This is a genomic window from Neptunomonas sp. CHC150 (assembly GCF_030397555.1).
Classification (GTDB): Bacteria; Pseudomonadota; Gammaproteobacteria; order Pseudomonadales; family Balneatricaceae; genus Neptunomonas; species Neptunomonas phycophila.
The window spans coordinates 490531-504178 of sequence record NZ_JAPNXU010000006.1; the positions used below are offsets into that span (position 1 = coordinate 490531).

Consider the following 13648-nt stretch of genomic DNA (forward strand, 5'->3'; position numbering starts at 1 on the left):
CATGAGACAGTTATTTAAAAACCAAAGGCCAACGCGCCAAACGCTTATGGTTCAGGGTACAACCTCGGATGCAGGTAAAAGCACATTGGTGGCTGGGTTGTGTCGTGTACTGTGGCGAATGGATAAATCAGTAGTGCCATTTAAACCGCAGAACATGGCTTTAAACAGTGCGGTTACTGAAGATGGGGGCGAAATAGGTCGTGCCCAAGCCGTACAGGCTCAAGCTTGTGGTTTGGCACCACACACCGATATGAACCCAGTATTACTCAAGCCTAATAGTGATACCGGGGCTCAGGTGATTATCCACGGAAAAGCGATTACTAATATGGAAGCCGCTGCGTATCATGACTATAAACAAGTCGCTATGGCTGCTGTTCTTGAGTCGCATAGGCGCCTAGAGCAGCACTATGATTATGTCATTGTTGAAGGTGCAGGCTCGCCAGCTGAGATTAATCTGCGAGCCAATGACATTGCGAATATGGGGTTTGCTGAAGCGGTAGACTGCCCCGTTATTATAATTGCTGATATTGATAAAGGCGGTGTGTTTGCACATTTAGTTGGGACATTGGCGCTCTTATCAGAATCAGAGCAGGCGCGCGTGGCTGGTTTTGTTATTAATCGGTTTCGCGGTGATATAGGGTTGCTGCAACCGGGTTTAGATTGGTTAGAGAAAAGAACCCAAAAGCCGGTTTTGGGTGTGCTGCCATATCTGCATGGCTTTCATCTTGAGGCGGAAGACGCTGTTTCTATTGATCAGGATGTAAAAGGGAGCCTGCGAATTGTAGTGCCTGTGTTACCACATATAAGTAATCACACCGACTTTGATCCGCTGCGCTTACATCCCGATGTTGAGCTGATTTATGTCGCGCCTGATCAAACACCACCTTCAGCTGACCTAGTTATTTTACCGGGTTCAAAGTCCGTAAGAAGCGACCTAGCTTGGCTCAAAAATCAGGGCTGGGATCTGTATTTATTAAAACACCTACGTTACGGCGGTAAATTGGTTGGGATTTGTGGTGGCTATCAAATGTTAGGTAAGTTTATTCATGATCCAAAAGGAATAGAAAGTGAGTCAGGAACCTCGCAAGGATTGGCTTTGTTGGATGTAGAAACTGAATTATTAGATCAAAAGCAGCTAACGCAAAGAACCGGACGTTTATTTAGTGATGATGTATGTATCACAGGATACGAAATCCATTGTGGAGAGACTCATGGCTTGTCTATGCAGCGTCCGTTTTTATCTTTAAAAGCGACTCAGGGCGATTCTTTTCAGCCCGAAGGGGCTACCTCAGAAGACGGTCAAATTGTGGGTACATACCTACACGGTTTGTTCGACTCATCTGAGTTTGTTACACACTTTCTAAAATGGGCGGGGCTGAAAACCGTGCAATCAGTTGATTATGAAACACGTAAATTTCAAGATTTGGACCGTTTGGCTGATAGTTTAGAAGCCCATTTAGACGTGCCGAGCTTGATGGCGATTATGCATGCAAAGCAGGTCAGTGCATGATTCATTTTATTCTGGGCGGCGCTAGATCTGGCAAAACTAGCTACGCTGAAATGCTAGCTCAGCAGAGCAAAAAACCTGTTGTCTATCTGGCCACTGCGAAAGCGCATGATAATGAGATGCAGGATCGGATATTACATCATCAGCGCTCCCGACCTGAGCACTGGACAACAAGGGAGGAGCCGTTTGATATAGATAAGGTTATTTCTGATAAGTCCTATTCAAATCATTGTATTTTAATAGATTGTTTGACCTTGTGGGTGACGAACCTATTATGCGATGAGAGAGATGTGTCGGCTTACAAAGCTCGGTTATTGTCCGCATTAGATGAGACTCAAACAGATGTTTTTGTCGTGTCTAATGAAACAGGAATGGGGGTTGTGCCGATGGGAAGCCTAACACGTCAGTTTTGTGATGAATCAGGTTGGCTGCATCAGGCGGTAGCCGCTAAAGCCGACAAGGTTACCCTGATGGTGGCTGGCATTCCTATGCCCGTTAAACAGTAACATCAACTATATATTAGGATAATATGGTGTCCACTACATTGAACTGGCTAACACAAGCCAGTAAGTCGTTAAGTCAGCAACATCTTCAGCTTGCCCAAAAGCGACAAGCAGTATTAACAAAACCAGCCGGTTCCTTGGGTGCGTTTGAGTTATTAGCCATCCGATTAGCAGCGATGCAAGCGACTCAACGACCCTCTGCCGACAATGTCTCTATCAATATTTTTGCTGCTGACCATGGAATTGCTGCCGAGGGTGTATCCGCTTTTCCGCAAGCGGTTACTGCCGAAATGATTAAAAACTTTGCTAGGGGCGGGGCGGCGATTTGTGTTGCAGCAACACAAAATTCAGCTAATTTACACGTATGGAATCTAGGTACGGTTGCACCTGTTGACTGCGGAGCTGTCGTAAAAAACCGCATTATTGCGCCGCAAACTGCAAATTTTGCGCAGTCACCAGCTATGAGTAGTGACCAACTAAACAGCGCAATGCTTGTCGGTGTAGAAGCTGCCGAAAGTGCTTGTTTGCCTGAAGGCCTCTTTATCGGTGGTGAGATGGGAATAGCAAACACGAGCGCGGCAACAGCAATAGCGGCGGTGTTACTTGGCTGCAACGTATCTGATTTAGTTGGCCCTGGAACCGGATTGAATGCAGATGGCGTTAAGCATAAAGCATCTGTTATCGACCTAGCGCTTAAGCGTCACAATTTATCGGGTAGCGATGCATTGCAGGTTCTAAAATCCTTAGGAGGCTTCGAGATAGCAGCTTTGGTAGGAGGCTATATACGCTGTGCTCAACTAGGGATACCCGTTATTGTGGATGGTTTTATTTGTACAGTGGCGGCTTTAGTTGCGTATCGCATTAATCCTAGCGTTCTTGATTGGTTTATTTTCTCGCATCAATCGGCAGAGCCTGGTTATCAGCTACTGATTAAGGCCTTTCCCGACCAAGTACCTTTGCTAGATTTAGGGATGAGGCTAGGTGAAGGCAGTGGTGCGGCTGCTTGTATACCGCTCATTCGGTTAGCCTGTGCATGGCACAATGATATGGCAACATTTGAAGAAGCGGCTGTGTCAGAGCAAAGTGAGTATTAATTCAATGGTTGTAGAGGCTTTGCGCCATGGTGAAACCACCGCAGGTCATTGTTATTTAGGCGTGACGGATGCATTGCTGACACCCTTTGGTGTTTCCCAAATGGAAGAAGCTCTGCATGGGCTTTCGGCAAAGGATTATGACTGTGTCATCACTTCGCCTTTGCGTCGCTGTGCTGACTTTGCTCAGGAATGGGCTGGTTTATCATGTCCTGTAGCAATAAATCCGAACTTCCAAGAGTTTAATTTTGGGGACTGGGATGGCCTGACGGCTAAAAAAATTATGGCATTATGGCCTGGACAATTAGAACAGTTTTGGCAAAACCCGCTTGTTTTTACGCCGCCCAACGGGGAAACGCTTAGTCATTTTTTTAAGCGAGTAGGTCGAGGGTTGCAATCGATGCAAGCAACAGCTGACCGCCGTGTTCTCTTGATTACGCATGGTGGAGTCATTAAAGCAATCCACTGCATACTCCACGATAAGCCTGCTAGTGAGATGTTCGCGGTGGAGGTTAAGCATGCCAGTTTGCACCGGCTAATTGGGTAAGCTCCCAGAATCTCGTAGGGTAAATACAATGAAACCATATTTATTAGCACACGTTAATGCGTTTCTGGCTGCCACTCAGTTTTTAACATTACTGCCTGTTCCGGTGAGGTTAGAGTGGACTCTTGAACTACAAAGAAGAGCATTACTGTATTACCCAGCTGTTGGCTTAGTTCTAGGTTGTTTGCTGGTGTTAGCGCACGCTATATCAACCTGGGCCTTTGCTGCACACTCTGTCGTTTTGCCGGCAGCCGTGACCTTTTTTGTATGGGTTGCGCTAACAGGAGCCCTGCATCTAGATGGTTTAGCTGATGCTGCTGATGGCTGGATGGGAGGGCTAGGCGATCGAGAAAAGACTCTCAGGATCATGAAAGACCCTTGTGTTGGCGTAACTGGGGCTGTTGTTCTGATTTTAGTGTGCTTGATGAAGTTTGCGGCCTTAGCTAATTTAATGGAATCTGGTAAATACTCGCACTTGTGTGTAGCGCTTTTAGTCGCCCCCTTGCTGGCTCGGGTCGCTGTCATGTGTTTGTTAGTGACGACGCCTTATGTCAGAGCTGGCGGGATAGCCAGCTCTTGGATTGAACATATAACGCCGTCGACCATACTGTGGCCTCTGGTATGTGCGGTTATAGGAGCGCTTTGGCTATCTCCGCTCGCGCTAGTGATAAGCGCAGCGGTGTTATGGATGTGCCGACGAGTCATGCTAAACCGATTGCAGGGCACGACAGGCGATACCGCCGGTGCCACCATTGAGCTGATCGAATTAGCTATCTTACTGGGTATGAATACCTACATCGCCCAGTAATTTCTCAATGATGGGTTCTGCCGAAAATTCATTGGCCCGTTCAATCGCGTTGTTTCTAAAAGCATTTTGTTTTTTGGGATTACCCAAGTATTTGATGGCCTTATTCGCCATTTGCTCTGGGTCATCTACAAGATACCCAGTTTCATTATCAAGGATGATCTCTTTAGGGCCTTTTTCGTCAAACGCGATGACTGGTAAACCATTGCTCATGGCTTCTAGAACAACACAGCCAAAGGTATCGAACCGAGAGGGAAGCAGTAATAAGTCGGCATGTTGGTAGTGCATATAGAGTGTTTTTTTATCAATCCAACCCGTGAATGATGCATTGGGTAGGAGCATCTTGAGTTGCTCTTCAGCTGGCCCTGTACCCGCAATAATTAGTTTTACATCGGGTATGTGTTTGGTGATTCGTTCCATTATTTCTGGAAGATCAAAAACCCCTTTTTCCTCGCTAATGCGCCCTGCGTACAAGAGTATAGGGCAAGTAGAAGAGCTGGATGTTGGCTGCTTGTTAGCCGATTTCTTCTTTTTATCAGGTTGGTGAGTTGGTTCCACCCAGTGAGCAGTTAAAAATACTTTGTGTGCTTCCAGTCCCATATCTGGGCTGATGAGCCAATCTCTATGATCGTTGTTGAGTGTGAAAATGCCATCAAACTGTTGGTAGTAAGCCCTTAACATGCGTCTAATACGATCGGATTCATGAGTGTTTAATTGTGTTGTTCGATTAATAAATTCCATCCAGTCTGTGTGCATGTAAAAGTAAGCAGGGACACTAAATGCCTTACTTAAAAATAACGCAAATGCTCCCATAAAGAACTCAGTCGAGCAGATAATTCTGTCGTAACCGCCTTGCTCAAAGATGCGCTGCAACGTCAAAATGTCAGGGATATGAAATGCTTGATTATCAAACCGGCGAATTTTAAATTGGCTTACAGGTTCCATTACGATGAGGTGATCTTCACTTTCTAGCTCAGGATGGCACGTTAAGATATCAATAGGGTAGTCGTTTTTCTGAATAGCTTTTAATGTGGTTTGCAGAGCGGATGAGACACCGTTACGATCGCAAAATGAGTCGGTTAACCACAGAACGCGCTCAGGATGTTGAGCCGTACCTAAGTTATCAGCAAGATCGTTAAGAAAGGTACGATTGTTATAGATAACTTGGCTGGCTGTGAATGAAGCACCGACTAAAACGCCACAGGCAAGCGCAGGAAATGTGATCTGGTCCATGAGCTTGCCAACATTAAGTGATGTCATGTCATCGGGTGTAGACCTTTCTCCTAAGCTGTTTCGGCTACCGTTAATTAAAGCACGGATATGTGTAGGGACTTCAAAGCGTTTCACCCAATCATCGTTCATTTGTATGGGCTGGTGATTAAGTTCTGACTGTAGGTGCTCGTTTAGTCGAGAAAAGAACAAGCTGGTTACCGTGTGGAAAATTTCGGGAACCGCCTGACGGATCACGTTTAAAAATTGGTCGGGGTCTTTGCGCTGGGTTTTAGCAATTTTTTTGACTGATTTGATAACGGGTTTAAAAGGCTTGCTAACGCCAAGTTCGGTGAGTAGAGCAGGTTTAGTGCCTGATAATGCTTCATGGAATGTTTTAAGGAATGTGAGTGTGTATTTGTGTCGCTTCAGCTCCTGCATGGCATTACTGATGCCTAGACATAAAAGCTTATCCTTTAAGTCACCTTTGTGAAGCATAAGCCTTATCAGTCCAGGATCTTCCATATTAATAGCGACTTGCGCAAAATAATCTAGGAATGTGACGGTTAGCTTCTCTTCTTCCCCGACTTCGCCATAAGGGGTGGTGCGCCCTTCACGTAGCCCTTGTAAAATTAATGAAGATTTGGACCGTGTTTTTAACTTTTCTTGTAGATTAGGTATGTGAACCAAGGTGCCTGTTCGCCCAGCAAAAATACCATTATGGTCGTCTGATCCACCAGTCATACTTTTGTGAAAAGGGGCTTCGTTGAAATCAAAGGGGTTTAAATCGTGCTTCTTGGCATAGGCTTCGACGGTATCTTGATCCAAGCTCAGTACCCATTGACGTGTTAACTGGTTTTGCCAGTAGCCACGTTGTCCGTTAAGCACTTCAAAGCGTGTAAAAAGTACGGCAAATAACTCCAGCAACTCAATATCAGGTTTATTCTTATGGGTGTAAAAATACAGTGGGTGAGGAAGAACCGTGACTAACTCGTTGCGATGACAATAACGAGCAAATTCAATGATGTTATGACGAAGCTCATTTAGTTGTGCCTCTTGCTCGCGTGTGAACCCATACGTGAGAACGTGAATACTTAATTCGTTATTAGGGAAGTGACAAGTAAATTCGGCACCGGTCAGGTTATCAATGCCTTGCTCTTCTAGTTCCCAGCAGGAACGGGCGTTATTGTGATTGGTGATGGTGATGACATCAACTTTACTCCGGTTGAGTGATTTCACCAGATCATTTGTCTTTAACCAAGTCTCCGGGAGTCTAAGTAATCTTCCCCAAAGCTCATCGGGTATGTCACTGTTTTTATCATGGCAATGTAGATCGATTTTTAACGTTTCGTCGGCAGGAAATGCTGTTGCTTGTTGAGATAAAAAATTTTCGAAGTCTGATCGAAGGGAAAGATAAAATGTTGAGGGCGTAAAAGAAGTCATTACATACCTGCGAAAAGTGGTTTTATGATAACCAGTTTACGCAGAGTTTTTGTAAGAATTGTGACAGGTAAGAAATAGCGGACACTAAAAAAGGAGATGTGAAAATCTCCTTTTTTGATTGTGCGGTGCGCTGTTTGGTATCTAGTGCCAGATCTTAACTTTCGATAGGAATTTGGCGAGCTTTCATGGCTTCAGGGACTTCCCTTACTAGATCGACATGCAGCAGGCCGTTCTCAACACTTGCCTTAACCACTTTGACGTGATCAGCTAGTTGGAAACGACGTTCAAAATTTCGACCCGCAATACCTTGGTAGAGGTAAGTGCGCTCTGCTTCGTCAGCGGCTTTAGCGCCCTTAATAGTTAGGCTGCCAGACTCTGATTGGATGTCCAGCTCTTCTTTTGAAAAGCCTGCAATAGCCATCGTAATCCGATATTCATTCTCGCCTAATAGCTCAATATTATATGGCGGAAATGCTGGCTGTTGCTCGTTACGATTAGCGGTATCAATCATGTTGGCTAGGCGATCAAAACCAATAGCAGAACGGTATAAAGGTGTTAAATCAAAATTACGCATTTTCATATCCTCAAATTTAAGCAATATGTTTTAAAAGAATGCCGACCTTGCGATCCGGCTAAATAACCGGCCTCTTATGAGCCCCGGTTAACTTTTATATAAGGCGTAATTTTGTGCTTTCAAGCGCTAGTAAATAAAAAATTACAGAACTTCGGGCTGGTTAAAGCGATCTACATCGTTGGTAATATCAACATCAACGGCAGGTGAGGGGATCTTAAAATCGTAAACTCGCTCCCACCCATTTTCACTATCGGGTGCACGCTCCCATACCGTACCTGCATTGTAAGTGACCAGTTCTTTTAAAGAGCTGTCCATGGCGGTCATTTTGTCTAATGGAATGGGAACTAAGTTAGCCAGTTCATTCTCGACGTATTCTTGTGTTTCGTAACCTGTATACATGCGCCATCCGGTATCGTTTAGGTGCTCGGGCACTGTCTTAAACATGAACCTGATGGGTAATTGCTCATCAAATGCCATTTTCGATACAAGCGCTAAAAAGCCATTTTTAGTCTGATTGGTTTCGTTAGTCGCGGTAATTGGGGTATCAGTATTGGGCTTTTGCATGGTTATCTTTCCAGTACGTAGTCTAAAAACACTATTGTAATAAAATTTGTTCTAAAACAAAAAAGCCCGTCTAATGACGGGCTTTATGAGAATGCTTAAAGCATTCGGTAGTTGTGCTTAGGCCTCAACTGTTTTGATGACAGTAGAAGCTTTTGACGTGTACGCATCCATCTTATCGAAGTTTAGGTAGCGATAGATATCACCAGCCATGCTATCGATGCGGTTAGCGTATTCCATGTATTCAGCAACGGTCGGTAGCTTACCTGTTACGGCTGCAACAGAAGCAAGCTCAGCTGAAGCTAGGTATACATTCGCGCCGTTACCTAGACGGTTAGGGAAGTTACGAGTCGATGTAGAAACTACAGTCGATTTGTCAGCTACACGCGCTTGGTTACCCATGCACAATGAACACCCTGGTGTTTCAATGCGCGCACCGGCTTTGCCAAAGATGTTGTAGTAGCCTTCATCAGAAAGCTGAGCTGCATCCATCTTCGTTGGTGGAGCAATCCACATACGAGTCGGGATAGAGGTACCTGCAGCATCCAACAACTTACCAGCGGCACGGAAGTGACCGATGTTAGTCATACAAGAACCAACGAACACTTCATCGATCTTTTCGCCTTGGACAGTTGATAGCAAACGGGCGTCATCTGGGTCGTTAGGCGCACACAGAATAGGCTCTTTGATATCAGCAAGGTCGATCTCGATAACGGCTTCGTATTCTGCGTCTGCATCAGCACGCATCAAGCTAGGGTTAGCTAGCCATTCTTCCATTCCTTCAATACGACGTTCAATAGTACGAACATCACCGTAACCTTCAGCGATCATCCACTTCAGCATTACAATGTTAGAACGTAAGTATTCAGCAACTGAGTCTTCACCTAACGTGATGGTACAGCCTGCAGCAGAACGCTCAGCAGAAGCATCAGATAACTCAAACGCTTGCTCAACGGTTAGGTCGTCAAGGCCTTCGATCTCAAGAACGCGACCAGAGAAGATGTTTTTCTTACCTGCTTTTTCAACAGTTAAGAGACCTTCTTGGATAGCGTAGTATGGAATAGCGTGTACAAGGTCACGTAGCGTGATACCTGGGTTGCGTTTGCCTTTAAAACGAACCAATACTGATTCAGGCATATCCAATGGCATAACGCCTGTCGCAGCAGCAAAGGCAACAAGGCCTGAACCCGCTGGGAAAGAGATACCGATAGGGAAACGCGTATGAGAGTCACCGCCTGTACCTACTGTATCTGGAAGTAGCATACGGTTTAGCCACGAGTGGATGACACCGTCTCCTGGACGCAAAGATACACCGCCACGGTTCATGATGAAATCAGGAAGAGTGTGGTGAGTTTGTACGTCAACAGGCTTAGGATAAGCCGAGGTGTGGCAGAAAGACTGCATGGTTAAATCTGCAGAGAAGCCAAGGCAAGCTAGGTCTTTTAGCTCATCACGCGTCATTGGTCCCGTTGTATCCTGAGAGCCGACAGTCGTCATTTTTGGTTCGCAGTACGTACCTGGGCGAACACCCTCGATACCGCAGGCTTTACCCACCATTTTTTGAGCTAAGGTATAACCTTTACCTGTGTCTGCTGGCTGATCCGGAGTACGGAAAAGGTCAGAAACAGGTAAGCCTAGTGCTTCACGAGCACGCGTAGTCAAACCACGGCCGATGATCAATGGAATACGGCCGCCAGCACGAACTTCGTCTAGCAAGACTTGAGTCTTAAGGCTGAAAGTACAAAGCTCTTCACCCGTTTCGTGATTAACGGCTTTGCCTTCATATGGGTAAACGTCGATAACGTCGCCCATTTTCATTTTGTCTACGTCCATTTCGATTGGCAATGCGCCTGCATCTTCCATTGTGTTATAGAAGATAGGAGCAATTTTACTACCGAAACAGAAACCGCCCGCACGCTTGTTAGGTACGTGTGGGATATCATCCCCAAAGAACCACAACACAGAGTTGGTTGCAGACTTACGAGAAGAGCCCGTACCAACAACGTCACCTACGTAAGCAACAGGGAAGCCTTTAGCTTTAACGGCTTCGATTTGCGCGATAGGGCCTTTAACGCCATCGACTTCAGGCTCAATGCCTTCACGAGACATTTTAAGCATTGCATTGGCGTGCAATGGAATGTCTGGGCGAGTAAATGCGTCAGGTGCGGGTGATAAATCATCCGTATTGGTTTCACCCGGTACTTTAAATACCGTTACAGTGATTTTTTCAGGTACTGCTGGCTTGGAGGTAAACCATTCAGCATCAGCCCAAGATTGCATAATTTTTTTAGCGTGTTCATTGCCTGCATCTGCTTTTTCTTTAACGTCATAAAACGCATCAAACATAAGCAGAGTGTGAGATAAAGCATGAACAGCTGTTTCTGCTAGTTCATTATCATCTAGTGCAGCAATCAACGGCTGGATGTTATAACCACCCAACATAGTACCCAACAATTCAACAGCTTTTACTTTACTGATCAGAGGGGAGGTTGCTTCACCCTTAGCGATCGCCGCTAAGAAGCCTGCTTTAACATAAGCAGCTTGGTCAACACCGGCTGGAACACGATTGCTCAGCAAGTCAACGAGGAACTCTTCTTCGCCAGCAGGTGGGTTTTTTAGAAGCTCAACTAGTGATGCAGTTTGATCAGCATCAAGTGGCTTTGGTGGCACGCCTTCAGCGGCGCGTTCTTCTACATGTTTACGATAAGCTTCAAGCACGATATAGCCCTCATCAGTTATTCCCGCCGGTCTTTGCTCAACACCCTGCCGGCGGCTTGCAGAGATTGTATCTCATTATGTCGATATGGCGGCGTGGATTTTATATCAGAACCCCTCTAAAGTTAAGTATTGTCGACAATCTAAACGCTTAGACTTTATGCCTAACACTTCTGTGAAATAAGGTCTATTATTTTGAATTATATAGAAAATGAGGTTTTCGGGGTTAGGTAAGCAGTATATGATGTTACTAACCGGATAGTTTGATACCTCTGTTCTTTAATTGCGAGATGCATTAACAGTCGATGTATTAGGTGGAAGAATAGTCGTTACCATGAATGATAAACCCTCTATTGATAACAAGAGTGCCACAGAGTCTCACATTTGGCGTGCTATTTCTGATTGGGATTTAAATGAAGAGTTAGAAAGCAGTCTAGCTGACAGCATTCAATCTACATTTGATTCATTGGATCAGAAAGCGTTGATCTACAAGGGAAAACATCCCGAACTAGGTCTTAAACAGATGTGTCGCCATATAGCGCGCAAGCCTGATGATCTGCCAAGCCATATTAAACGTTTTTATTTGGCTATGCAGACGCGTTCAATTGCGCAGGTAGAAGGGGCATTGGTAGATATCATCATAATTCTACGATTTCACGGTAAATCGCTTTCCGAGCGTTTGATTAGAGAGTCACTCCCGCTGCTCGGTCAGGAAAAAGTCGAGGTTTTTACCTCCATTGTCAATGACAAAACAGTGAATGCAGTTCTAAACATGGATGTGAGTTTTTCGGTGCTAGTCAATGGGAATAGCTTACCCGCTACTTTTAAGAGGAAGGAAGTTTCCTGATGAAAAAAAGAACAGCTAAACGCCCTGTACAGGTGATGTTGTACGGGTTTTCAGGAGCAAGTCTGTATACTCTCGAGTATTTCTTTAATGAAAAAAAGTCGGGTAAATACAAGCTGGTCAATGATGTACATTATGCTGATTGGTGTATTTTCAATGCTGACCAACCGCAGACTAAGGAAGTGCTCCACAAGCTGTTCGTTCGAAAAATTAACAAGCCATCTATTGTTATTTCGATTAAGCCGTTGATGTGGGAAAACACAACCACTTTGTTGAAACCTTTTACGTCGCAAACGTTAGAGTCGTCAATCACTGAAGTCGAGTTGCTGGTTGCCGATGCTCAAAAGACGGCGACAGAAGAACCTTCGGCTGAAGTAGAAACAAGTAAAGTAATAAGTGACACAGAAGAAAAGACGCAAGACCTAAGCCTTTCTGAGGGCAGTGATGCAGCTGACGATAAAATAAGCAACGCAATCAATACTCCTACACAACCAAGTGCGTCAACTGAGGCGGAGTTGTCGGCTAATGCTGCCCCAAACGTGATTGCAGAAGACAATGCTTCAGTAAACGTGGCTGTCGCCGATGAAAATGCCGAAAAGAGCAGTAAGGTTGCTTCTTTAATTTTAGCCGCTCAGAAGCGCAAAGCGCGTTTAGCTGCTGAAGCTAAAGAACAAAATGCCCAGCAATCAACGGATAGCAATGCACCTAAAGACCCTTTACCCAACCCATCTGGTATGGCCACAGAGGCTAGTTCTTTGCCGCGTTCTTCCATGTTACCTGATCCGCGTGTGGGGAGTGTTAGAGCGCAGGTTGTTGCACGCTTATCCAGTCCTCAGAGTAATGTAGAGGCCCCAGCTGAAGCGCTTTTGGCGAATGTTCCAGACAGCGTTGAAGAGGTGTCTGTCGAAACTGACATTACGCCTTTACAAAACGAGACGGCGAACGGCGTGCCCGATGAAGCGATAAAGGCATCGACTGATAAAAAAGACACAGTAGTAAAGCCAGCGCTCACGGCGGAAGAAAAAGCTAAATTACGTGTCAAAAAAGCACAGATTCAAAAAAAGATACAACGCGCCAAGATGCAAGCAGAGATCAACAGTCGTGCTGTGGATACGCATCAAACGCCTTCAATTAGTAAAAAGTCTGCTAACCTTTCGGTTGAGCCTTACTTAAAAGAAGAGAAACCTTTAGCTAAAACTGCTGTTAAGAAGCCTACAGAAGACGCTAATAGCAGGGCATTGAACACACAGACATTGTTTGGTCACTTACCTAATTTAGACTGGACCAATGTTTCTGATAAGCGCCGTATGAGCCTGCATTTAGATGGCATGTTGCTACCTTGGCTATCAAAAGCAGTTGAGCAAGGTAAGGCTAAGCAAAGTGCATGTAAGATATCTGGAATTCATGTGCATCTAGAGTATTTGCCATGGACTGACTGCTTTATTTGTGACGGTGATGATGATTTGTTGAATGCAATGATGTCTAGCCGATTCAGTGTAGGGGAGTTAGGTATAGAAGAGGGAACAACCACGGAAGCAGAGCTTTTTGATGGTCTTGGTACAGAATATAGAACCGTATCATCTGAAGATTTGTTGTGGCTGGCTGGCTTATGGACTTCACACGGTAGAGTGTTACCCAACGATGATCCAACAAGAACTCGTAAATTATCATATTCGCCTGAGTGTGCTCGAGAGTTACAGATTCCTGAGCTGCATGCCATCCTTAAAATTTGGCAGTCGCGACCAATGTCGGCATTTCAGGTAATAGAAGCGCTAGATATGCCGCAGCGATATGTGTTCGGTGTAATGGCGGCGTGTACCTCAGCAGGTTTGTTCAAATATTAAGTGTCATT

11 protein-coding genes are annotated in these 13648 nt (G+C 45.1%); 7 read left to right on the forward strand and 4 right to left on the reverse strand.

The window, feature by feature from the left end; translation table 11 throughout:
- Position 1: 1 nt before the first annotated feature.
- Genes OW491_RS08330 through cobS form a run of 5 tightly spaced genes read left to right on the forward strand, consistent with a single transcriptional unit; the run spans position 2 to position 4453 of the window.
- Positions 2–1510 carry a cobyric acid synthase gene (locus OW491_RS08330; protein ID WP_290035531.1) on the forward strand — a complete coding sequence of 503 codons (1509 nt, stop codon included), beginning with the start codon at positions 2–4 and terminating at the stop codon, positions 1508–1510.
- Positions 1507–2013 (forward strand): bifunctional adenosylcobinamide kinase/adenosylcobinamide-phosphate guanylyltransferase, encoded by a 507-nt coding sequence (gene cobU, locus OW491_RS08335; RefSeq protein WP_178968758.1) that lies wholly within the window; start codon positions 1507–1509, stop codon positions 2011–2013. Before OW491_RS08330 ends, cobU begins: the two co-directional genes overlap by 4 nt.
- 26 nt (positions 2014–2039) lie before the next feature.
- On the forward strand, positions 2040–3104 hold the full coding sequence (gene cobT / locus OW491_RS08340) for a nicotinate-nucleotide--dimethylbenzimidazole phosphoribosyltransferase (RefSeq protein ID WP_290035533.1): 1065 nt from the start codon (positions 2040–2042) through the stop codon (positions 3102–3104).
- Positions 3094–3648 carry a histidine phosphatase family protein gene (locus tag OW491_RS08345; protein ID WP_170870332.1) on the forward strand — a complete coding sequence of 185 codons (555 nt, stop codon included), beginning with the start codon at positions 3094–3096 and terminating at the stop codon, positions 3646–3648. The genes cobT and OW491_RS08345 overlap by 11 nt, the downstream gene beginning before the upstream one ends.
- Before the next feature lie 28 nt (positions 3649–3676).
- The gene (cobS, locus tag OW491_RS08350; protein ID WP_290035537.1) at positions 3677–4453 is read left to right on the forward strand and encodes an adenosylcobinamide-GDP ribazoletransferase; all 777 of its coding nucleotides are present in this window, start codon (positions 3677–3679) and stop codon (positions 4451–4453) included.
- On the opposite strand, the gene OW491_RS08355 is transcribed toward cobS, so the two are convergent.
- The 4 genes from OW491_RS08355 to acnB all read right to left on the reverse strand — a co-directional run bounded on the left by OW491_RS08355 (position 4421) and on the right by acnB (position 10955).
- On the reverse strand, positions 4421–7102 hold the full coding sequence (locus OW491_RS08355) for a glycosyltransferase (RefSeq protein ID WP_290035538.1): 2682 nt from the start codon (positions 7100–7102) through the stop codon (positions 4421–4423). The two genes, cobS and OW491_RS08355, sit on opposite strands and share 33 nt — an antisense overlap.
- 154 nt (positions 7103–7256) lie before the next feature.
- A complete protein-coding gene (locus tag OW491_RS08360) occupies positions 7257–7676 on the reverse strand; it encodes an Hsp20 family protein (RefSeq protein ID WP_075172224.1) in 420 nt (139 codons plus the stop codon).
- A 141-nt stretch (positions 7677–7817) separates the two neighbouring features.
- Positions 7818–8240, reverse strand: a complete 423-nt coding sequence (locus tag OW491_RS08365) for a DUF2185 domain-containing protein (RefSeq protein WP_290035540.1) — start codon at positions 8238–8240, stop codon at positions 7818–7820.
- Between the two features lie 117 nt (positions 8241–8357).
- Positions 8358–10955, reverse strand: coding sequence for a bifunctional aconitate hydratase 2/2-methylisocitrate dehydratase (gene acnB, locus OW491_RS08370; protein WP_075172222.1), 2598 nt, complete (start codon positions 10953–10955; stop codon positions 8358–8360).
- 331 nt (positions 10956–11286) lie between these two features.
- On the opposite strand from acnB, the gene OW491_RS08375 reads away from it, so the two are divergent.
- Both OW491_RS08375 and OW491_RS08380 read left to right on the forward strand, forming a co-directional pair.
- Positions 11287–11799 (forward strand): hypothetical protein, encoded by a 513-nt coding sequence (locus tag OW491_RS08375; RefSeq protein WP_075172221.1) that lies wholly within the window; start codon positions 11287–11289, stop codon positions 11797–11799.
- The gene (locus OW491_RS08380) at positions 11799–13640 is read left to right on the forward strand and encodes a hypothetical protein (protein WP_290035542.1); all 1842 of its coding nucleotides are present in this window, start codon (positions 11799–11801) and stop codon (positions 13638–13640) included. Before OW491_RS08375 ends, OW491_RS08380 begins: the two co-directional genes overlap by 1 nt.
- Positions 13641–13648 lie beyond the last annotated feature (8 nt).